The sequence below is a fragment of the Streptomyces sp. NPDC053079 genome (assembly GCF_044546695.1).
GTDB lineage: Bacteria > Actinomycetota > Actinomycetes > Streptomycetales > Streptomycetaceae > Streptomyces.
Genome location: NZ_JBITZJ010000001.1, coordinates 443,429 through 463,871 on the forward strand (window position 1 = coordinate 443,429; position 20,443 = coordinate 463,871).

Annotated in this window: 20 protein-coding genes; 6 read left to right on the plus strand and 14 right to left on the minus strand. The window is 72.5% G+C overall.

Annotated elements, in window-relative coordinates; all coding sequences use genetic code 11:
* The first annotated feature begins 100 nt into the window (after positions 1-100).
* Positions 101-988 (plus strand): hypothetical protein, encoded by an 888-nt coding sequence (locus ACIGXW_RS01980; protein ID WP_399568844.1) that lies wholly within the window; start codon positions 101-103, stop codon positions 986-988.
* A 574-nt stretch (positions 989-1,562) separates the two neighbouring features.
* Here ACIGXW_RS01980 and ACIGXW_RS01985 read toward each other — a convergent pair.
* From ACIGXW_RS01985 to ACIGXW_RS02015, 7 genes are all read right to left on the minus strand, one after another.
* Positions 1,563-2,081 carry a hypothetical protein gene (locus ACIGXW_RS01985; RefSeq protein ID WP_399568847.1) on the minus strand — a complete coding sequence of 173 codons (519 nt, stop codon included), beginning with the start codon at positions 2,079-2,081 and terminating at the stop codon, positions 1,563-1,565.
* Between the two features lie 134 nt (positions 2,082-2,215).
* Positions 2,216-2,596 (minus strand): hypothetical protein, encoded by a 381-nt coding sequence (locus ACIGXW_RS01990; protein WP_399568849.1) that lies wholly within the window; start codon positions 2,594-2,596, stop codon positions 2,216-2,218.
* Positions 2,597-3,122: 526 nt separating this feature from the next.
* Positions 3,123-3,629 (minus strand): MarR family transcriptional regulator, encoded by a 507-nt coding sequence (locus ACIGXW_RS01995; protein WP_360915726.1) that lies wholly within the window; start codon positions 3,627-3,629, stop codon positions 3,123-3,125.
* An 83-nt stretch (positions 3,630-3,712) separates the two neighbouring features.
* The gene (locus ACIGXW_RS02000; protein WP_399568851.1) at positions 3,713-5,038 is read right to left on the minus strand and encodes an FUSC family protein; all 1,326 of its coding nucleotides are present in this window, start codon (positions 5,036-5,038) and stop codon (positions 3,713-3,715) included.
* Between the two features lie 21 nt (positions 5,039-5,059).
* On the minus strand, positions 5,060-6,076 hold the full coding sequence (locus tag ACIGXW_RS02005; RefSeq protein ID WP_399568854.1) for an acyl-CoA dehydrogenase family protein: 1,017 nt from the start codon (positions 6,074-6,076) through the stop codon (positions 5,060-5,062).
* Positions 6,073-7,293 carry an acyl-CoA dehydrogenase family protein gene (locus ACIGXW_RS02010; protein ID WP_399568857.1) on the minus strand — a complete coding sequence of 407 codons (1,221 nt, stop codon included), beginning with the start codon at positions 7,291-7,293 and terminating at the stop codon, positions 6,073-6,075. Before ACIGXW_RS02010 ends, ACIGXW_RS02005 begins: the two co-directional genes overlap by 4 nt.
* Complete coding sequence (locus ACIGXW_RS02015) at positions 7,293-8,129, minus strand: enoyl-CoA hydratase (protein ID WP_399568859.1); 837 nt, start codon at positions 8,127-8,129, stop codon at positions 7,293-7,295. The genes ACIGXW_RS02010 and ACIGXW_RS02015 overlap by 1 nt, the downstream gene beginning before the upstream one ends.
* A 45-nt stretch (positions 8,130-8,174) precedes the next feature.
* On the opposite strand from ACIGXW_RS02015, the gene ACIGXW_RS02020 reads away from it, so the two are divergent.
* Genes ACIGXW_RS02020 through ACIGXW_RS02030 form a run of 3 tightly spaced genes read left to right on the plus strand, consistent with a single transcriptional unit; the run spans position 8,175 to position 10,796 of the window.
* Positions 8,175-8,975, plus strand: a complete 801-nt coding sequence (locus ACIGXW_RS02020) for an SDR family oxidoreductase (protein ID WP_399568861.1) — start codon at positions 8,175-8,177, stop codon at positions 8,973-8,975.
* Between the two features lie 12 nt (positions 8,976-8,987).
* Positions 8,988-9,620, plus strand: a complete 633-nt coding sequence (locus ACIGXW_RS02025) for a TetR/AcrR family transcriptional regulator (RefSeq protein ID WP_399568863.1) — start codon at positions 8,988-8,990, stop codon at positions 9,618-9,620.
* A gap of 18 nt (positions 9,621-9,638) precedes the next feature.
* Positions 9,639-10,796 (plus strand): acetyl-CoA C-acetyltransferase, encoded by a 1,158-nt coding sequence (locus tag ACIGXW_RS02030; RefSeq protein WP_399568865.1) that lies wholly within the window; start codon positions 9,639-9,641, stop codon positions 10,794-10,796.
* Positions 10,797-10,823: 27 nt separating this feature from the next.
* Here ACIGXW_RS02030 and ACIGXW_RS02035 read toward each other — a convergent pair whose 3' ends face one another.
* Genes ACIGXW_RS02035 through ACIGXW_RS02050 form a run of 4 tightly spaced genes read right to left on the minus strand, consistent with a single transcriptional unit; the run spans position 10,824 to position 14,246 of the window.
* Complete coding sequence (locus ACIGXW_RS02035; RefSeq protein ID WP_399568867.1) at positions 10,824-11,876, minus strand: NAD(P)H-dependent flavin oxidoreductase; 1,053 nt, start codon at positions 11,874-11,876, stop codon at positions 10,824-10,826.
* Positions 11,873-12,637 (minus strand): CoA-transferase subunit beta, encoded by a 765-nt coding sequence (locus tag ACIGXW_RS02040; protein WP_399568869.1) that lies wholly within the window; start codon positions 12,635-12,637, stop codon positions 11,873-11,875. The genes ACIGXW_RS02035 and ACIGXW_RS02040 overlap by 4 nt, the downstream gene beginning before the upstream one ends.
* Positions 12,634-13,482 carry a CoA transferase subunit A gene (locus ACIGXW_RS02045; protein ID WP_399570770.1) on the minus strand — a complete coding sequence of 283 codons (849 nt, stop codon included), beginning with the start codon at positions 13,480-13,482 and terminating at the stop codon, positions 12,634-12,636. Before ACIGXW_RS02045 ends, ACIGXW_RS02040 begins: the two co-directional genes overlap by 4 nt.
* 14 nt (positions 13,483-13,496) lie before the next feature.
* Complete coding sequence (locus ACIGXW_RS02050; RefSeq protein WP_399568873.1) at positions 13,497-14,246, minus strand: enoyl-CoA hydratase family protein; 750 nt, start codon at positions 14,244-14,246, stop codon at positions 13,497-13,499.
* 75 nt (positions 14,247-14,321) lie between these two features.
* Here ACIGXW_RS02050 and ACIGXW_RS02055 point away from each other — a divergent pair, with 75 nt between their 5' ends.
* Together ACIGXW_RS02055 and ACIGXW_RS02060 are read left to right on the plus strand one after the other, a co-directional pair.
* Complete coding sequence (locus tag ACIGXW_RS02055) at positions 14,322-15,125, plus strand: SDR family oxidoreductase (RefSeq protein ID WP_399568875.1); 804 nt, start codon at positions 14,322-14,324, stop codon at positions 15,123-15,125.
* Position 15,126: 1 nt separating this feature from the next.
* On the plus strand, positions 15,127-16,059 hold the full coding sequence (locus ACIGXW_RS02060) for an SDR family oxidoreductase (RefSeq protein WP_399568877.1): 933 nt from the start codon (positions 15,127-15,129) through the stop codon (positions 16,057-16,059).
* A gap of 127 nt (positions 16,060-16,186) precedes the next feature.
* Here the strand turns inward: ACIGXW_RS02060 and ACIGXW_RS02065 are convergent, their stop codons facing one another.
* The 3 genes from ACIGXW_RS02065 to ACIGXW_RS02075 form a co-directional block, all read right to left on the minus strand.
* Positions 16,187-17,041, minus strand: a complete 855-nt coding sequence (locus tag ACIGXW_RS02065; protein WP_399568879.1) for an ABC transporter permease — start codon at positions 17,039-17,041, stop codon at positions 16,187-16,189.
* Complete coding sequence (locus ACIGXW_RS02070) at positions 17,038-19,764, minus strand: alpha/beta fold hydrolase (RefSeq protein ID WP_399568881.1); 2,727 nt, start codon at positions 19,762-19,764, stop codon at positions 17,038-17,040. The genes ACIGXW_RS02065 and ACIGXW_RS02070 overlap by 4 nt, the downstream gene beginning before the upstream one ends.
* Before the next feature lie 96 nt (positions 19,765-19,860).
* Positions 19,861-20,400, minus strand: a complete 540-nt coding sequence (locus ACIGXW_RS02075) for a DUF1697 domain-containing protein (protein WP_399568885.1) — start codon at positions 20,398-20,400, stop codon at positions 19,861-19,863.
* Between the last annotated feature and the right edge of the window lie 43 nt (positions 20,401-20,443).

Genomic DNA, 20,443 nt, shown 5'->3' on the forward strand with positions numbered 1-20,443 from the left:
TTCTCTGTGGCCTGCGGATCGACCCCTTGAAATACGGAAACCGTCTACTGGAATTGAAGCGACGACTGTTCGATTGCTCGACCGAATAGACAACGATCTAGTGACCGCCGTAATGGCTGGAAGTAAGCGCTTCGTGGTATACGGAACCGCAGGCGGGGTAGTCTACATTTCGCATCTAGATCGAACTCCAGCCTCCCCCGAGTCAATCGCCCGCCTAAAAGGAAAGATCACGCGCCTGGCGATTTCACAAGATGGCGCCACGATTGCCGCTCTGTCTTTTGGAGGGGATCTCCGTGTAATCAGGCTGCCGGGCGGAGCGCATCACGATTTCCAGGTCAGCCTTATGGAGACAAATGCTGCACTCTCCCTGACTCCGAGTGGAGATCGGCTCGCTCTCGCCGTCTTTGACGTATATGTCATAGAAGTTGATGCAGAGAAAATCACTACGATGCCAAGCAATCCCCCACCGGATGGCGGAAAGACAGCCTACGATGCTGTTGTTCTCACTGAAACCGGTCGACTCGTGGCAGCGGCTCTAGAGTCCGTTGACATCTGGGACACGCGTAATCCGGCCGCAGATATGAAGGCCTTTAGCTGCCCCTGTAGCGCCAGCGACGTTTCCCTGGCCCGAGATGGCGAGTTGGCGCATTTTGGAACTTCGGACGGGCACGCTGTAACGGTAAGCACCTCAAGTGGCAAAATGCTGCGAGACAAGACAGTTTCCATCATTCCAAATGATGCTGTCCAGGCAGTTGCAGGCCTTGCGGAGAAGCTAACTGTTGCTGGCACCAATCGAAACCATCTCTACATATGGAGTGATGATCGGAAGCGGGTGGCTTGGGACGCTGCTTTGGGGGAGGGGAACGTTACGAGAATATCCACCCTTGCCGGAGGTGAGGCTGCAATTGTGGAGTCTCAGATGAGTAGCTCAAAGGAATCTGAATGGTGGATTCAGCCGTGGTTGTTGCTCCTTAACTCACATCATTGAAAGCCACCAGGGGGGGGCAGCAGCGGCTCCGCCTAGGACAACACCGCACTGTTCCACCCAGGAGCCCGCCCCTTCGGCGGCGCCGGGCTGGGACGCCACGTTCAACCTCGAGATCCGCTAGCACGACAACCAGCCGGTCAACCCCGGCGTCATCGAGCAGACCTTTATCACGCCGGCAGGCTTCGCTCCATCGGCACCGCCGCGTGCGGCTACTGCTACGCCCAGCCCGCAGTAACGGGCAGCCTCGAGACCCGCCTTGAGGGCGAAGGCGGGCTTGACGACCACCAAGGTGGCTGGGGCCTTGGTGGGCCCCAGCTGCTCAGGCTCCGCCCCGTCCCCACTGCCGTCGGAGCGGCTTTCGGGGAACAATCACCCGCCACCTGGGAAGCGATCTTCACCGGAGCCCTGCGGCCCTGGTCAGCCCTAGTTGTGAACACCCGTGGTCAGCTGCAGCCCGTCGGACCGGGCGCGGTCAACCAGCATCGCAATCAACTGCTCCTCGGACACCGCCTCCGCGGCCTACTCGGCAACCGCTAACCACCACCATTGATAACGGGACACCTCCATCGTTCAGTCACCGGAAGCTCTGAGCGTCAGCGCGCAAACCCGCTGCCAAGGTTCTAGCCCGGGCGAGCCTCCCTTTATGCCGCCACCCTGACACGGTTTCCTGCGCTATTGAGTCGTAATAAAAGTCAAACCTCAGAGCTTGCGCCTCCTGGCCTCCAGGGTGCAGCTTGGCGTGAGTACCGCCGACCAGTTCTCCGGTCTCCGGGTCTTCGCGTTGAAAATAGGGCTTATAGAAACCCAGGAAACGCTTTTTTGCGTGCGCCCCGATCCAGTTCTCAAATTCCCCCGGCGGCGTCACTACAGCGGGCGCGGCGAGGATCAGCAGCCCAGTTCCCGAGGCGGCCCAATACTTGACTGGATCGGCTGCATTCTGGAGGAGACTGAATACGAAAAGGAGAATTCCAGCATAGATCAAAACGATAACTGTCGGCCAGAAGGAAATCACCTTAATTTCCAATGCGCGAAGGGCTGTCATCGGATGTGAGATGCATGTCGCTTCCTCAATCAAGTAGGCCACCAACGCCACGGCCAGCAGTGAACTGGCTACCCACGTCACGACGACCCGGGCGCCAGCTTGCAGCAGTCCTGCTACCGCCACACCTAGCAGCCGCAGACCCCAGTCTCTCGCTTGGCAGCTCCTCTTGGAGACCACGGAACTCCTCAATGGCAGTGAGGTTTCTTATGGCCGCAGCACCACGTCACCTCGTCAGGCATCCTCTGATAGGGGGACTCGGGTATTTCCTTGTAGCACATGCCACCTTCCGCCGCTATCCTCAGATAGCCGATCGCGGCCCTAACATAGAACGCCGGACTCCCTCGGGTTCCTATCCAGCCATCAGGAACCGCCCCCTCGAATCCAGATTTCACAAGGCTGCCAGCGGAAATCCCCGACTCGACGCCCTCAAGCTTCTTAAGCACATCGTGGAGATCTGCGGAGACGCTATCAACAACAGGCGAAATGAGTGCCTCGTTATTCGGCTCCCAGATTTCAGAAGAGAGCCGCCCACCGCTTCCTTGGGTGTCACCGGAGTTCAGGGTCACGAGACTTCACCAGCTCTCCATAATTTGACCACACAGAGTCGGCCTGAGAGTCCTGTAATCCACGCTAAAACTTTCCTCCGTGGACCGCATGTCATGACATGCTCATGCGTGACAATGGGCGCATGGTCCTGTGGATAACCGGGTGGCCGACGACAGGGCTCGATATGGATCGTGACGCTCTGTGATGTGCGTGGTTCGTCAACCCGTCAACTAGCACTCGGCATCACACCCGGGTGAGGGTCAAGGTGACTGTTGTGTGCCCGGTGCGGGGCTTGTCCGGCTTTCCGCGGTCGACCTCGCGATCGGCCCATGCCTTCAGCTGGTGTGCTGACCAGCGGCGCTGGTTGACCGGGAACTACGTAGCCGTGCCGTGATCCGCCAACTATCACCCTCAAGGTCCGCCAACCAGTTTCCTCCGCATCCCCGTGGCCTGCGCCGAAGCGGGCATGATCCGCCATCTACCGCCCTCGGTCACAGCGGCCGCGCGGTGCGCGGCCGCCTTCCGGCAGGGGGTCCCGGAGGGGCGTCAGGGCTGGAGGCCGCCGAGCCTGCCCTCGAGGAGGACGAGCAGTTCGGCGAGGGTGTCCGCGAGCTCGGCCTGGCGGTCGTCGCCCAGCCCGCCCAGCAGGGCCTGCTCGTAGCCGAGCTGGAGGGGGATGAGCCGGTCGATGAGCTCCTCGCCGGCGCGGGTCAGGGAGAGGTGCGCCACCCGCCGGTCACGGTCGTCGGGGCGCCGGGCGACCAGCTCCCGGCCCTCCAGGACCCGTAGCCGTTTGGTGACGGCCGCACCGGAAGCGAAGGTCTCCCGCGCGATCTGCCCCGGGGTCAGCTCCCGGCCCGTACGCCGCAGGGTGCCCAGGATGTCGAACTCCGCCCGGGTCAGCCCCTCCCGCACCAGCGGGGCGTCCGTCGCCTGCTGCAGCAGGGCGGCGCAGCGGTTGAGCCGGCCGATGACGGCCATCGGCGCGGTGTCGAGTCCGGGGTGGACCTGCTGCCACTGGCGCAGCACGCGCGCGACGATGTCCTCGGCCACAGTGTCGGTCCTCTCCGGTGGGTGTTCTCTGTAGATTCTGCCGTGACCGGTTCCGGGGGGACCCACTGGAGTGCGCCCCGCGTTCAGGCCGCGGTCGCGGAAGCCGCCTCCCGTCCCACCGGCGCGGACAGGATCCGCCGGCCCTCGCGCTCCACCCGGGCCACGCGGTCCCCGGGGAGGGGGCGCTGCCACCATTCGCCGGCCGCGACGTCCGCGGCCTCGCGCAGTTCCAGCAGGGCCGCCGCGAGCCGGTCCCGGGCGCGGGCCACCTCCTCGTCGGGCGCCTGCCCGCGCGGGGCGGCCGCGACCGCGCCGCGCGCGGCCTCGGCGTGCGCGAGGGCGGCGTCGACCCGGTCGGCCGCGCGCCGGTTGGTGACCAGGGCGCAGACCAGCAGTCCCGTGGCGGCGCCGACGAGGGTGTCGGTCCAGCGGTCGGCGACGAGCCCGCCGGCGGGGTGCGCCCCGGCGAACTCGCCCAGCAGCAGGGCCATCGGCGTCACGCACAAGCTGCCCAGCCAGTAGTTCCGCGCCATGAACGCCTCGGCGCCTATCTGCAGGGCGAGGGCGAGGAGCACCAGCGCGAGAGCGCCCGTCCGGGCGAGGGGCAGCAGCGCGGTGAAGAGCAGCAGGCCCAGGAGGTTGCCCACGACGCGCTGCACGGCCCGCTGCCAGGAGAGCGTGGTGTTGGCCTGGAAGACGGCGGCGGCCGTGACGACCGCCCAGTACGGGTGGGCGCTGCCGAGCGCCAGCGAGACCCAGCCCGCGAGGGTGCCCCCGACCGCGACGCGGACCCCCACGGGCAGCAGCGGGGAGCCGGGGCGCAGCCGTGCCAGGGCGCCGGGGGCCGGGCGGTGACCGGCGGTGGGCGGGCGCCGGCGGACGAGCGCGGGGGCCATGCAGATCAGCCAGGCCAGCGCACCGGAGGCCAGGACGAGGCCGAGGTGGCCGGGAACCTCGCCGGGCCGCTGCGGCACGAAGAACGCCGTCGACGTGACGAACGTCAGCACGATGCTGCCGGGCGGCCCGATCCTGCTCGCGTCGCACGCCACCTTCTGGACCGCCGCCACCAGCGAGGCGAGCAGGACCAGCAGCGGGGCGGACGGGATGAAGGCGGCGCAGCCCAGCGCCACCCCCACGCCGGCGACCGCGCCCAGCACGACCAGGGCGAGGGTCCGGACGCGCAGGGCGTACGGCCGGTTGTGGCCGTACAGCGCGCAGAGCGCCCCGGCGGCGGTATAGAGGGCCAGGTCCAGGCGGTCGAGGGCGAGCAGCGTGACATCGGCCGTCGCCATCGCGGCCGCCGCGCTGAACGCAGGCCACGGCCAGCCGGGCGCCGCCGGCCTCAGACGCAGCAGGCCGCGCAGCGGCAAGGGCAGAGGCCGGGGCCTGGGAGAGGAGGGCTTCGCCATGCAATGAGATTAACAGGTGTTTTACTGGTGAAGAATATCCCCCTGGAGGACCTTCGCCCGGCAGTCGGCCGGGCTTCCCCAGGCCGAGCGCAGGGCCCGGGCCTTGCCGATCCACAGCGACAGGTCGTACTCGGCGGTGTAGCCGATCGCCCCGTGGACCTGCAGCGCGGTACGGGCCGTCGCGTACGCGGCCTCGCAGGCGGCCGCCTTCGCCGCCGCCACCTCCGCCGCGGCCCCCGGCGCGCCCGCGGCCAGCGCCACGCCGGCGGCGTCCAGCAGGGGCCGGGCGAACTCCAGGCCGACGAGCGCGTCCGCGAGGCGGTGCTTGACCGCCTGGAACGAGCCGATGGGCCGGCCGAACTGGACGCGCCGGCGGGCATGGGCGACGGTCCGGTCGAGCAGGGCGAGGCCGACGCCGAGCGCCTGCGCGGCGGTCGCGAACGCCGCCCAGTCGGCGGCCCGCGCGGCGGCTTCCCGCACCGCGGGCCCGGCGGCCAGCGGCTCTCCGCCCGGGCGGGGCGGGGCGAGGCGCCGCGCGGGATCGAGCGAACGCCGCACCGGGCCGTGGCCGGGGGCCAGGCGCAGCTCGTCATCGGAGCTCACCACGAAGAGGGCGTCCGCGGCGTCCGCGTCCAGCGCGTACGGGCCCGCGGCCGGCGCCGCCAGCGTCACCGGCGCCCGCCCCTCGCACATGCGCGGTACCCACGCCCGCGCGGGCGCCGCCTCGCCCGACTCGGCGAGGTACGCCAGCAGGGCCGTCACCGCCACCGTCTCCACCAGGGGGCCGGGAACGCAGTGGCGGCCCCACTCGACGCAGGCGACGGCCAGCTCCACCGGCAGCGCGCCCACCCCGCCGAGGGCCTCCGGCGCCGCCGGAGCGAAGACGCCCGCCTGCGCCGCCCGTTTCCACAGCGCCAGCCCCGGACCGTGCTCACCGCGCGCCCAGGCCCGGGCCACCGAGGGGGTGTCGGAGGCGGCGAACATCCGCCGCAGCACCCGCCCGAAGGCCACCTGCTCGGCGTCCGGCACGAACCTCATCCCCGCCGCCCCTTCGGGAGGTCGAGCAGCCGCTCCGCGATGACGTCGCGCTGGATCTCGTTGGTGCCCGCGTAGATCGGCCCGGCGAGGGCGAACGTCCATCCGTCCGCCCAGCCGCGGTCCGCGCCGGCCGCACCACCCGAGCCGCCCGAGTCGCCCGTGTCGTCCGTGTCGTCCGTGTCGTCCGTGTCGTCCGCGAGTTCGCCGTCCGGTCCCAGCAGGTCCAGCGCCGTCTCGTGCAGGGCGAGGTCGAGCTCGGACCAGAAGACCTTGGTGAGGCTGGACCGGGCGCCGCCCGAACCCCCGGCCGCGCCGCGCGCGGCCTGCGCGTAGCCGTACAACTGGTAGGCCCGGGCGCGGATCACGGCGTCCGCGACCCGGTCGCGCAGCGCGGTGTCGCCGGGGTCGGCTGCCGAGCGCCACAGCGCGGCGAGCCGCCGGGCCGCGGCCGTGAAGCGGCCGGGGCTGCGCAGGGTCAGCCCGCGCTCCTCGCCGGCCGTGCTCATCGCGACGCGCCAGCCGTGGCCGGGCTCGCCGACGACGTCCGCGTCGGGCACGAAGACGTCGTCGAGGAAGATCTCCGCGAACGCCGGCCGTCCGTCGAGACGGCCGACGGGCCGGACGGTCACCCCGTCCGCGTCGAGCGGAAACATCGCGTAGGTCAGCCCCTGGTGCGGCCGTTCCGCGCCCGGGTGGCTGCGGAACAGCCCGAAGGCGCGGTCCGCGAAGGCGGCCCGCGAGGACCAGGTCTTCTGCCCGGCGAGCAGCCAGCCGCCCTCGCAGCGCACGGCGGTGGACCGCAGGGAGGCCAGGTCGGAGCCCGCCTCCGGCTCCGACCACGCCTGCGCCCAGACGGTCTCCCCGCCGGCCATGGAGGGCAGGAGGCGGGCGCGCTGTTCGTCCGTGCCGTGCGCGAAGAGCGTGGGGGCCAGCAGATGGATGCCGTTCTGGGAGACGCGGGCCGGGGCGCCGGCCGCGTAGTACTCCTCCTCGAAGACCAGCCACTGCAGCAGCGAGGCGTCCCGCCCCCCGAAGCGGTACGGCCAGGAGACCACCGACCAGCGGCCCTCGTTGAGCGTCCGCTCCCACGCCCGGTGCTCGGCGAAGCCCTGCCGGGTCTCGAGCGAGGCGAGCGGGGTGCGCGGCACGTGGTCCGCCAGCCACGCGCGGGCCTCCGCGCGCAGCGCCCTTTCCTCCGGGCCGAAGTCGAGGTCCATCAGGCGTCCTTCATGGCGCGCACGTCCATCCCGCCCAGCGGGTCCGCGGACGTCTCCGCGTTGTGCGCGTGCGCCAGATGGTGCAGCCCGAAGACGGAGTCCAGGCCGGCGTGCAGGCCCTGCAGGTCCTCCGCCTGGTTGACGGCCCGCTTGGCGAGCGCGAGGCCCATGCGGGGCATGCGCGCCACCCGCCGCGCCAAGTCTTCCGTCGCACGGGTGAGTTCCTCGCGCGGCACGAGGCGGTTGACCATGCCCACCTCGTGGGCGCGCCGTGCGCTCATCCGGTCGCCGGTGTAGAGGAACTCCTTCGCCACGCGCGGCGGCATCACCCACGGGTGGGCGAAGTACTCGACGCCGGGTATGCCCATGCGGACGACGGGGTCGGCGAAGAAGGCGTCCTCGCTCGCCACGATCAGATCGCACACCCAGGCCAGCATCAACCCGCCGGCCACACAGGCCCCTTGAACGCTCGCCAGCACCGGCTTGGGCAGCTCGCGCCAGCGCCGGCACATGCCGAGGTAGACCTCGGACTCGCGGGCGAACCGCTGCTCCGCGCCCTCCTTGTCCGAGTGGTCCCACCACAGGCCCGCGCGGCGCTCGAACGGCAGGTGGGCGTCGCGGCGCGGGGTGCCGATGTCGTGGCCGGCGGAGAAGTGCTCGCCCGCCCCGGCGAGCACGATCACCTTGACCTCGTCGTCGTCGGCCGCCCGGTAGAAGGCCCGGTCCAGGGCGTAAGTCATCGCCGAATTCTGGGCGTTGCGGTACTCCGGCCGGTTCATGGTGATCCAGGCGAGGGGGGCGCGCCGCTCGTAGCGGACCGTTGCGTCAGGGGTCATCGGACATCCTTCCCTAACAAGTGTTTGGTAGGTTAGCGTGGGGCCATGAGCAGCGTCGAGGGTTCCGGCCCCCCGCCCTACGTCCCCGCTCACGACCTGCTGTCCGGCCGCGGCGCCGTCATCACCGCCGCCGCGGGAACCGGCATCGGCGGCGCCACGGCCCGCCGCTTCCTCGAAGAAGGCGCGAGCGTCGTCCTCGGCGACGCCCACGCGCGCCGCCTCGAGCACAACGTCGCCGCCCTCGCCCGCGAGTTCGGCGAGCGGCGGGTGGCTGGAGTGCCGTGCGACGTCACCGACGACACCCAGATCGCTGCCCTGCTCGACCTCGCCGAAGCCCGCCACGGCACCCTCGACATCCTCGTCAACAACGCCGGCCTCGGTGGCACCGCCGACCTCGCCGACATGACCGACGACCAGTGGCACAAGGTCGTCGACACCACGCTGAACGGCACCTTCCGCTGCACCCGCGCCGCCCTGCGCCGCATGCGGGCGAGCGGCACCGGCGGAGTCGTCGTCAACAACGCCTCCGTCCTCGGCTGGCGCGCCCAGCGCGGGCAGGCCCACTACGCCGCGGCCAAGGCCGGCGTCATGGCCCTCACCCGCTGCGCGGCGCTCGAGGCCGCGGCCTACGGCGTGCGGGTCAACGCCGTCTCGCCCAGCCTCGCCGCCCACCCGCACCTGGCCAAGGTCACCACGCCCGAGCTGCTCGCCGAGCTGGCCGGGCGCGAGGCGTTCGGGCGGGCCGCCGAGCCCTGGGAGGTCGCCAACGTCATCGTCTTCCTCGCCAGCGGCTACTCCTCGTACATGACCGGCGAGACCGTCGCCGTCAGCAGCCAGCGCGCGTGAGGGGCGGCGCGCGTGACCGAGAATGAAGCCGTGCCGATCAGCAAGAAGACCACCACCGACAGGCCGGCGCCCGCGAGGCGCGGCGAACTGCTCGCCACGGCGGCCGAAGTGTTCGCCGAGCAGGGCTACAGCGCCACCACCGTCCGCCGGATCGCCGACGAGGCGGGCATGCTCGCCGGCAGCCTCTACTACCACTTCGACTCCAAGGAGTCGATGCTGGACGAGATCCTCTCCACCTTCCTGGACGAGCTGTGGGAGGGCTACGACGCCGTCGTCGCCGCCCGCCTCGGACCCCGCGCGACCATCGAGGCCCTGGTCACCGAGTCCTTCCGGGAGATCGACCGGCACCGCGCCGCCGTCGCCGTCTACCAGAAGGAGTCCCGGCACCTCGTCGACCACCCCCGCTTCGCCTACCTCGCCGAGTCCCAGGAGAAGTTCGAGCGGCTGTGGCTGGGCACCCTCGAGCGCGGCACGGCCGAGCGCGCCTTCCGCGCCGACCTCGACGTCCGGCTCACCTACCGCTTCCTGCGCGACACGGTGTGGGTGGCGGCCTCCTGGTACCGGCCGCACGGGGCCCACAGCCCGGAGGAGATCGCCCGTCAGTATCTGTCCATGGTCCTGGACGGCATCGCCGTACGGGACTGACGACCCGCGGGAGCAGCCATGGCCGAGGCCTACATCGTCGAAGCGGTACGCACCCCCGTCGGCCGGCGCGGCGGCGCACTCGCCGCCGCCCACCCCGCCGACCTCGGCGCGCACGTCATCACCGCGCTGATGGAGCGCACGGGCGTCGACCCGGCCGCCGTGGACGACGTGGTCCTCGGCTGCCTCGACACCGTCGGGCCCCAGGCCGGTGACATCGCCCGCACCAGCTGGCTGGCCGCCGGGCTCCCCGAGCACGTACCCGGCGTCACCGTCGACCGCCAGTGCGGCTCCGGCCAGCAGGCCGTCCACTTCGCCGCGCAGGCCGTGCTCTCCGGCACCCAGGACCTCGTTGTGGCGGGCGGCACCCAGAACATGTCGCAGATCCCCATCGGCTACGCCTTCCAGCGCGCCACCGAGCCGCTGGGGCTGACCCGGGGCCCGTTCGCCGGCTCGCAGGGCTGGCGGGCCCGCTACGCCGACCGGCCCGTCAGCCAGTTCCACGGCGCCGAGCTGATCGCCGACCGGTGGGGGATCTCCCGCGAGGACATGGAGCGGTACGCGCTGGGCTCCCACCACCGTGCGCTGCGCGCCATCGACGAGGGCCGCTTCGCCCGCGAGATCGTCGCCTACGGCGACGTGAGTACCGACGAAGGGCCGCGCCGGGACACCTCCCTGGCCAAGATGGCCGCCCTCGCGCCCGTCGTGCCGGGCGGCCGGCTGACGGCCGCCGTCTCCTCGCAGGTCTCGGACGGCGCCGCGGCCCTGCTGATCGCCGGCGAACGCGCCGTGCGCCACCACGGCCTCACCCCCCGCGCCCGCGTCCACCACCTGTCGGCGCGCGGCGAGGACCCCATCCTCATGCTGACCGCCCCCATCCCGGCCACGGCGTACGCCCTCCGACGGGCCGGCCTCACGCTCGACGCCATCGACCTGGTGGAGATCAACGAGCCGTTCGCACCGGTGGTCCTGGCCTGGCTCACGGAGACCGGAGCCGACCCGGAGCGCGTCAACGTCAACGGCGGCGCGATCGCGCTCGGCCACCCCCTGGGGGCGACCGGAGCGAAGCTGATGACGACTCTGCTGTACGAACTGGAGCGCACGGGAGGGCGTTACGGCCTGCAGGTGATGTGCGAGGGCGGCGGCCAGGCGAACGTCACGATCGTCGAACGGCTGTGACCGCCCCCATGGCCCCTGCGCCGCGCGCTAGGCGGTGCGCCGTCCCAGGTCCCGCAGGACGTCGTCCGCCTCCGCCATGATCCGCGCGACCAGCTCGGCGCAGGACGGCAGGTCCTCGATGACGCCCGCCACCTGCCCGGCGGCCATCACCCCCAGGTCCGTACGGCCGTCCACCATGGCGGCCTTCAGCAGCATCGGCGTGTTCGCGGCCATCAGCACCTGGGCCCAGGTCATCTCCCCGCTGCGCCGCATGGCCAGCCCGTCCCGCAGCAGCCGCGGCCAGCCCATGCCCGACAGCTTCCGGAAGGACGCCGCGTGCCGCAGCGCCCGTACGAGCGCGCCGGCGCGGCCCGCTCGCTCCAGGCCGGTGACGAAGGGCGTGCGCAGCATCCGGTGGGGCAGGCCGTCGACGCGGTCGGTGACGGTGATGTCCCGTACCGACGCCGCGAGGTAGGCGGCCTTGACCGCCGCGGGCACCGTGCTGTCGGAGGTGAGCAGGAAGCGGGTGCCCATGGCGACGCCCGCGGCGCCGTAGGCGAGGGCGGCGACCAGGCCCCGGCCGTCGTGGAAGCCGCCCGCCGCGACGACCGGGATGCCGACCGCGTCGACGACCTGCGGCAGCAGCACCGAGGTGGCGACCTGCCCGGTGTGACCGCCGCCCTCGCCGCCCTGCACGAGAACCGCGTCCGCGCCCCAGGCCGCGACCTTCTCGGCGTGCCGCCGGGCGCCGACGGACGGGACGACCACGACACCGGCGTCCTTGAGGCGGGCGATCAGTTCGCGCGAGGGGGCCAGCGCGAAGGAGGCCACCCGCACCCCCTCCGCCACGATGATCGCCGCGCGCTCGGCGGCGTCGCCCGCGTCGGCGCGCAGATTGACCCCGAAGGGCCGGTCCGTACGGGACTTCACCTCCCTGACCGCCGCCCGCAGCTGCCCGGGCGTCATGGTCGCCGAGCCCAGGACGCCGAGGGCGCCCGCCTCGGCCGCGGCGCTCACCAGCCGGGGCCCTGCGACCCAGCCCATCCCCGTCTGCACCAGGGGGTGACGGACGCCCACCAGGTCGGTGAGCGCCGTCCTCATGCCCGCACCTCGCCCTCGCGCAGCCCTGCCGGGTCCAGGACCTCGCGGATCAGGCGCAGCTCGACGTCCGTGGGGGCGCGGGTGACCGGGACGGCGGCGGGGACGACGAGGGGGAAGCCGGTGGCCGCCCGGACCTCCCCGGCGGTGACACCGGGGTGCAGGGACCGCACGCGCATCACGTGGTCGGGCGTCTCGAAGTCCAGCACCGCGAGGTCGGTGACCACCCGCGGGATGCGGTGGAAGCGCGTCGCGGACGGCCCGGCGGCGGCCGCCCGGTCGTACCCGACGCCGCAGACCATGTCGACGCGCTCGACCAGGACCCGGGGTGAGTGCCGGGGGATCCAGTAACTGGTGGGGTTGTTGAGGGTGTTGACGGGCGCGCCGCGGACGCCCAGCAGCTGGCGGGCGGGCCGTTTCCAGTCGCCGACGCAGCTGATGTTCTGGTTGCCGTACCGGTCGAGCTGGCTCGCGCCCATCATGACGTGCCGCCTGCCGCCGGTGACCAGCGCCAGGTGGCGGCGGTAGGGCAGCCAGCCCTCGGCCACCGCGGGCGCCGTGCCCAGCGGCGGCACGTCGGCCATCAGCGTCGCCTCGCCGTCCGTCAGCATCAGCTCCGGCGCGAAGGTCAGCCGCGCCAGCCGCGCGCCGATCGTGGGCACCACCCCCATCGGGCTCGCCAGGACCTCGCCGTCCCCGCGCCACGCCTCCGCGCACGCCACGACGCACGTCTCGGCCCTGCTCGCCCCCGCCGTGCCGCTCATGCGCCCTCCCGGACCGAGGCCACGACCGCGGCCCGGTAGTCGTCCTCGTCGCCGGACAGAAAGCGCTCGGTGAACCCCCGCCACGCCTGCGGATCGGCGGCGGCCCGGGCGTACGCCGCCTGGAAGGCCTCGTCCCGCTCGTAGTCCGGCGCGCAGGAGGTGAAGTGCGCGCCGCCCGGCGCTTCGACGACACCGGTGACGCAGCTGCGCTGCACCAGCAGCGTCTGCGGTCCGCCGAGGGAGGCGAACTCATCGGTGTCGACGACGCGTTCGCAGGAGACGTAGGCCTCCCGCGCGGCCTCGCAGAACAGGTCGTCGAAGTACGGGTCCGGGCCCAGGTACTGGGCGTTGCCGCGGCGGTCCGCCCGGTTGAGGTGGACCAGGGCCGCGTCGAGGGTGAGCGCCGGCACGGCGACCAGCTCCTCACCGTCCCCGTAGGGGGAGGTGACGGTCCGCAGGCCGGGGTTGACCCTCATCACGTCCGACCCCAGCCCGGCCCGTACGGGCAGGAACGGCAGCCGGTGCGCGGCGGCCGTCAGCCCCCACATGAACATCGCCTCGTCCAGCTCCATCAGCTCCAGCTCGCCACGCTCGCGGGCCGCCCGGAAGTGCGGTTCGAGGGGGATCGAGTCGAGGGTGGCGAAGGCCGCGACGAGCTTGCGTATCCTCCCGGCCGCCGCCAGCAGCCCGACGTCGGGGCCGCCGTAGGAGACCACGGTCAGGTCGGTCAGGCCGGAGCGCAGGAGAGCCCGGACGAGCGCCATCGGCTTGCGGCGCGAGCCCCAGCCGCCGATGCCTATCGTCATGCCGCTCTCCAGCCGGGACACGGCCTCGTCGGCGGTCATCGTCTTGTCGGTGCTCACGGCCGCTCCTTCGCCACGAACGCCTCGCGCCGGCGGTCGGCCACCCCGCTGAGGTTCGCCTCGAACGTGAAGCCCTGCTCGTAGCGGTAGCTGCGGCGGACGTCGACGGGGTCGATGCCGTTGAGCGCGGCCTTCGCGAGCCGCAGCAGCGAGCCGTCCTTCGCCGCGATCTCCCGCGCCAGGTCCAGCGCCGCCTCCATCAGCGCGTCGGGCGGCACGACCCGCCAGACGGATCCGTGCCGGTGCAACTCCCGCGCGGTGACGGTGCGGGAGGTGTAGTAGAGGGTGCGCATCAGATGCTGGGGCACGAGCCGGGCGAGGTGCGTGGCGGCGCCCAGCGCCCCCCGGTCCAGCTCGGGGAGGCCGAAGGTGGCGTCGTCGGAGGCGACGACGGCGTCGGCGTTGCCCACGAGACCGATGCCGCCACCCAGACAGAAGCCGTGCACGGCCGCGACGACGGGGACCGCGCACTCGTAGACGGCGCCGAACGCCTCGGCGCAGCCGTGATTGGCGCCCAGCAGCGCCTGGTGGCCGGGTGTGCGCTGCAACTCCTTGATGTCGACACCGGCGTTGAAGCCGCGCCCGGCGGCCGCGAGCACGACGCAGCGGACCGCCCGGTCCTCGCCCGCCGCGCGCACGGCCTCCGCCAGGGCGTACCAGCCCCGCACGGGAAGGGCGTTGACGGGCGGGAAGTCCACGGTGACGACGGCCAGGCCCGGTTCGGGGTGTGCGGTGGAGACGCCCATCAGCTACCTTTCCACCAAACGTTTGTTAGGTATTGCCGAAGGTAGCAGCGGACTGCTCACCGCGGGAGGCGCGAAATGAGCGGAACTCCCGGACTCGACGGCCGGGTCGCCGTCGTCACCGGCGGAACGCGCGGTGTCGGCGCCGGCATCGCCCGGGCCCTGCTGCGCGCGGGCGCCGACGTGGTGCTCTGCGCCCGAAGCCCCCCCGACCGACCGGTCACGGCGCACACGGGGGAGGGGAGGGCGGCCCGCTTCCTCCCCGTCGACCTGCGTGAGACGGCCGCCGTCGAGGACCTCTTCGACCGGGTCGCGGACGAGTACGGCCGTATCGACACCCTGGTCAACAACGCCGGAGGCACCCCCTTCCGGCCGCTCCACGAGGCACCGGCCGCCCGCCACGCCCGGGTCCTCGAACTCAACCTCCTCGCCCCCCTCACCGCCTCCCTCGCCGCCCACCGCGTCATGCGCGAGCAGCCGTCCGGCGGCTCCATCGTGATGATCGGCAGCGTCAGCGGCACCCGCCCCTCACCCGGCACCGCCGCCTACGGCGCGGCCAAGGCCGGACTGGAGAACCTCGCCCGCACCATGGCCGTCGAATGGGCCCCGCACGTGCGCGTCAACACCCTCGTCCTCGGCATGGTGCGCACCGCGTCGGCCCACCTGCACTACGGCGGCGACGCCGGCGTCGCCGCCGTGGCCCGTACCGTCCCGGCGGGCCGTCTGGCCGAACCCGACGAGGTCGGGGACGCCGTCGTCTTCCTCGCCTCCGAGCGCGCCGCCTACATCACCGGAGCGAGCCTGCTGATCCACGGCGGCGGCGAGCGCCCCGCGTTCCTCGCCGCCGCCGACGTCAACCACCGCCCGAGCCGGGAGCCCTGACATGAACGGAATCTGCACCGGCCGCGTGGCCGTCGTCACCGGCGCCGGCCGGGGCCTCGGCCGGGCCCACGCCCTGGCACTCGCCGCCGAGGGCGCCCGCGTCGTCGTCAACGACCTCGGCACGGGACCCGCCGGCGAGGGGGCCTCGGCGGGCCCCGCCCACGAGGTCGCCGGCGAGATACGCGCCCGGGGCGGCGACGCCGTCCCCCACGTCGGCGACGTCGCCACCGCCGAGGGCGCCGCCTCGCTGGTGACCACCGCACTGGAGGCGTACGGCCGCCTCGACGCCCTCGTCAACAACGCCGGCTTCCTGCGCGACCGCATGTTGGTCAACCTCGACGAGGACGAGTGGGACGCGGTCGTCCGCGTCCACCTCAAGGGCCACTTCCTGCCCCTTCGGCACGCCGCCGCACACTGGCGCACGGAAGCCAAGGCGGGCCGGGAGCCCGCCGCACGCGTGGTCAACACCACCTCCGGCGCCGGGCTGCTGGGCAGTGTGGGCCAGGCGAACTACGCCGCCGCCAAGGCCGGAATCGTCGCCCTCACGCTCGTCGCCGCCGCCGAACTGGACCGCTACGGCATCCAGGTCAACGCCGTCGCCCCGGCCGCGCGCACCCGGATGACGGAGGGCCCCTTCGGCCCGGCGATGGCCGCACCGACGGACGGCGGCTTCGACGCCATGGCCCCCGCCAACGTCTCCCCCCTGGTGACATGGCTCGCCTCCCCGTCCTCCACGGGCATCACCGGCCACGTCTTCGAGGCGGAGGCCGGCCGCATCACCGTGATGGAGGGCTGGCACCCCGGCCCGACAGCCGACAAGTCCGACCGCTGGACCCCGACAGAGGCGGGCCAGGCGGTGCGGGGGCTGCTACGGGGCATGCGGATGCCGAGGCCGGTGTACGGGGCGGGATTTTCCAGCCCGTCCGGCGATTGAGGACACCGCGCGCAGCGCGGTCCGGGGGTCTGGGGCGAAGCCCCGCCACGCGGCGGAGCCGCATATCGGATACAGCGGGAAGGGGCGGGTAGGGGAAAAAGCCCCCCCGCCCCAGCCACGCGCACCGTCAGGACACCACGTCCTTGCCCCGGAAATGCCGGAACGCCAGAGCGAACAGCACCAGCGCGTACGCGACCGACACCGCCGTCCCCTTGATCATGCCGCCCCACTCCGCATGCGGCTGAAGCGCGTCCGCCCACGCGTACTGCCAGTGCGCCGGCAGCAGATCCCGCCAGTGCCCCAGCGCCGTGACCGCGTCCAGTACGTTCCCGACGATGGTCAGCCCCATCGCACCGCCCACCGCCCCCAGCGGCGCATCCGTGACCGTCGACAGCCAGAACGCCAGCGCCGCCGTCACCAGCTGGCTCACGAACACGAAGGCGACGACGACCGCCAGCCGCCCCGTGGCCGTGCCCGCGTCCAGCGAGCCGCCCGTGGGGATCCGCAACGGCCCCCAGCCGTACGCCGCCGTCCCCGCGACCAGCGCCACCAGAGGCAGCAGCACCATCGCCGCGGCGCTGAAGCCCAGCGCGACCGCCAGCTTGCTCAGCAGCAGCCGCGAGCGCGGCACGGGCGCCGCCAGCAGATAGCGCAGCGACGACCAGCTCGCCTCCGAGGCGACGGCGTCACCGCAGAACAGCGCCACCGGCACCACCAGCAGGAACCCCGCCGAGACGAACAGCGCCGTCGCTGCGAAGTTCACCCCGGACGCGGTGGCGGTGTCCATCAGCGTCACCCGCGCGTCACGCCCCGCGGGATCGCCGCCGATCGCGAAGGCCGCGATCAGCACGAACGGCAGCACGGCCAGCACCGCCCCCATCACCAGCGTGCGGCGCCGCCGCAGCTGTCGTGCCGCTTCCACGCGCAACGGCAGGGTGTGCCGCGCGCGGTAACCGGGTGCGGATGCCTGCGCCGCGCTCATGCCGAGCCTCCGATCAGGGTCAGGAACGCGTCCTCCAGCCGCCGGTGCGGGCCCACGCTCGCCACCGGGATCTCCAGCCGGACCAGTTCCACCAGCAGTTCCGGCGCGCTCGCGCCGTCGAGCCGCACCAGCAGCCCCTCGTCGGTCGCCACCGCCGAGGCCACGCCGGGCAGCGCGGCGACCTTGTCGACCGTCACCTCCGACAGCCGGCCCTCGACGCCGACCAGCAGCGTGTCGCCCGAGCCCACGATCTCCGCCACCGGCCCGGCGCTGACCAGCCGCCCGCGGTCCATGACCACCAGGTGCGTGCAGGACTGCTCGACCTCGGCGAGGAGATGGCTGGAGACGATGACGGTACGGCCGGCCGCCGCGTAGCGGATCATCACCTCGCGCATCTCCCGGATCTGCGGCGGGTCCAGGCCGTTGGCCGGTTCATCCAGGATCAGCAGGTCCGGCAGCCCCAGCATGGCCTGGGCGATCGCCAGGCGCTGCCGCATGCCCTGCGAGTACGTGCGCACGGCCCGGTCCAGCGCGGAGCCCAGCCCCGCGATCTCCAGGGCCTCCTCCAGATGCGCGTCCCCGGCGGGCCGGCCGGTCGCCCGCCAGTACAGGTCCAGGTTGGCCCGCCCGGACAGGTGCGGCAGGAAACCGGCGCCCTCCACGAACGCGCCGACCCGCGACAGCACCGGCGCACCCGGCCGGATCGCGTGCCCGAAGACCCGGATCTCTCCCGCGTCCGGCCGGATGAGACCCATGAGCATGCGCAGCGTCGTGGTCTTGCCGGCGCCGTTCGGCCCGAGCAGCCCCAGCACCTGCCCGCGCTCGACCCGGAACGACAGGTCCCGCACGGCGTACCGGTCGGCCGACTTGGCGTACCGCTTGCTCAGGCCGGTGATCTGCAGCGGCACCTCCGCCAGCGCCGGATCCGGGGCGGGCACGGCGGTGCGCCGCCGCCCGGTCAGCAGCACGGCCGCCGCCACGAGCGCGGCCCCGGCCGGCAGCCCCCACGTCCACCACGGCAGTCCGGCCGAACCGGTCCGCACGTCCGGCGCCGTCGGAACGCTCAGGCCGCCGCCGTCCCCGCCGCCGGCGAGGGAGACGGTGTACGTGGCGGGCCGGGCCGGCGAGGCGTAGCCGAGGTCGGTGGCGGCGAGCACCAGCCGCATCCGGTGCCCGGCCTCGAAGGTGTGGTCGATGGCGGGCAGCCGCAGTTCGACGGTCCTGCCGTCCTTCGCGTCGCCGACGCGCACCGGGGTCACCAGCTGACCGGGCAGCACCTGCTGCCCGCCCGGGCCCACGTCGTAGACCTTGGCGAAGAGCACGGCCTCGCCGGAGTCCGAGGCGACTTTCACCCTGGCGGTGGGCGAGCCGGTGACGCGTACGCCCTCGGTGAGCTTGTCGGAGTCGAAACGGGCGTACTGGCCGGGGAAGTCGAGGGACACCCCCAGACCCAGCCCCGACAGCTGGGAGACCGCGCCGATGCCGGGCACGGCCGAGATGGCCGGCGGCGTCGCACCGGCCGGGTTGCCGAACGACTGCTCGCGGCCGGTCAGCGCGACCGTATGGGCCTCGTTGCGCAGCCCGGGGTAGCGGCCGGCGGTCGCGGCGCGCATCCGCGCCCTGCCGTCGGTGGTGTCGATGCCTCCGGTGCGGCTGACGCGGAACGCCGGCCCGGTGCCGGTGTGCTCGTCGCCCTTGAGGTAACGGTCGAACCACGCGCGCGTGCGCCGCTCGACGCGGCCGGCCTCGCTCGAGGTGCCGCTGTCGTGGCCCCCGGCGATCCAGTCGACGGCCACGGGCGCGCCGTTGCGCCGGATGGCCTCGGCGGCGGCGTCGGACTGGTCGAGCGGGAACAGCGAGTCGTTCTGCCCCTGGACGAGGAGGGTGGGGACCTTGATGCGGTCCGCGACGGCGGAGGGGCTGCGGCGCTCCAGCAGTGCGCGCGCCGCCGCGTCCGGCCTGCCGGCCACGGCCACGCGCTCGTACATCTCGCACAGGCTCTTCTCGAACCGGCCGCAGCCGGCGCCGGCGGGCCGGGCGTCGGCCTTGCCGTCGGTGCCCGTGGAGGTGGGGCCGGTGGTGGTGGAGCCGGTGGTGAAGAAGATTCCGGCCCACAGTTTCTTGAAGACGTCGGCGGGGAAGAGGGCGTCGCCGAGGTTCCAGTAGGTGATCTGCGGGGCGATGGCGTCCACCCGCTTGTCGTGTCCGGCGGCGAGGAGCGCGACGGCGCCTCCGTAGGAGCCGCCCGCGATGCCGACCCTGGGGTCGCCGGCCGCGTCCAGCCGGACCTCGGGGCGCTTGGCGAGCCAGTCGAGGAGCCGGCTCACGTCGGCGACCTCACGGTCCGGGTCGTTGAGCGCGATCCGTCCGCCGGACCGCCCGAAGCCGCGCGCCGACCAGGTCAGCACGGCATAGCCGGAACGGGCCAGTTCCTCGGCCTGGTCCCGCAGGTCGTCCTTGCTGCCGCCGAAGCCGTGCGCGAGCAGCACGGCCGGCCTGCGGTCCCCGGCGGGCCCGGAGGTGAAGAAGGAGGTGTCGACGCGGACGGTGTCCCGGCTGTCCGGCGCCTCGGGCATGGGGATCAGCCGGTCCTCGCGGTGCACGGGTGGATCGCCGCCGGTGGCCGAGGCCACGGTCCAGGTGCCGGCACCGGCGAGCACGGCGACGGCGGCCGTGGCGGCGAGCAGCCGCCGCCCGCGTGGCCGGGGGAAACGCAGCTTCATGTTCGAATGCTAAGCGGAGACGGTTTCCATCTGAGCGGCCGCCGGCACGTCGCCCGTAGGGGCGTCGGGTCAGTCGGGTCAGTCGGGCCAGTCGGGTCAGGAGTCCGCCATGTCGGCGAGCTTGGTGACGGTGTTCCAGTTGCGGGCGGTGCCCGCCGATCCCAGGCGCCGCTCGGTGAGCACCTTGGCCAGCTTCGAATCCCGGATGCCCGCCGCGCAGTGCAGGTACACCTCGCGCTCGCCCAGGGCGAACTCCTCCGGCGCGTACGCCGCCGGGTCGAGGTCCGCGACGGCGGCCGGATCGACGGGCTCCGCGAGGAAGGTCACCAGGAACCGTGCGGGGTCGACGTCCTGCCCGGCGAACGGGTTGGCGTCAATGACACGTCGGATCTCACGCGATTCGCGGACGAGACAGGTGACCGAGAACCCGAGCGCCTCTTCGACGGCCCGCTCCAGTCCGGCGGCGAGCGACGCGCCGTCGGCGTCCGGATGGGTGAACACCGCGTTGCCGCTGTTGAGGTGGGTACGGACCGCCTCGCAGCCCATGCCGGTCAAAAGCTCCCGGAGGGTCTGCATGGGGACGCGCTTCTTGCCGCCCACGTTGATGCCGCGCAGCAATGCCACGTACGTTGTCACACCGCCACCCTAATATGACGTGCATCACACCGCCTTGAGGGGG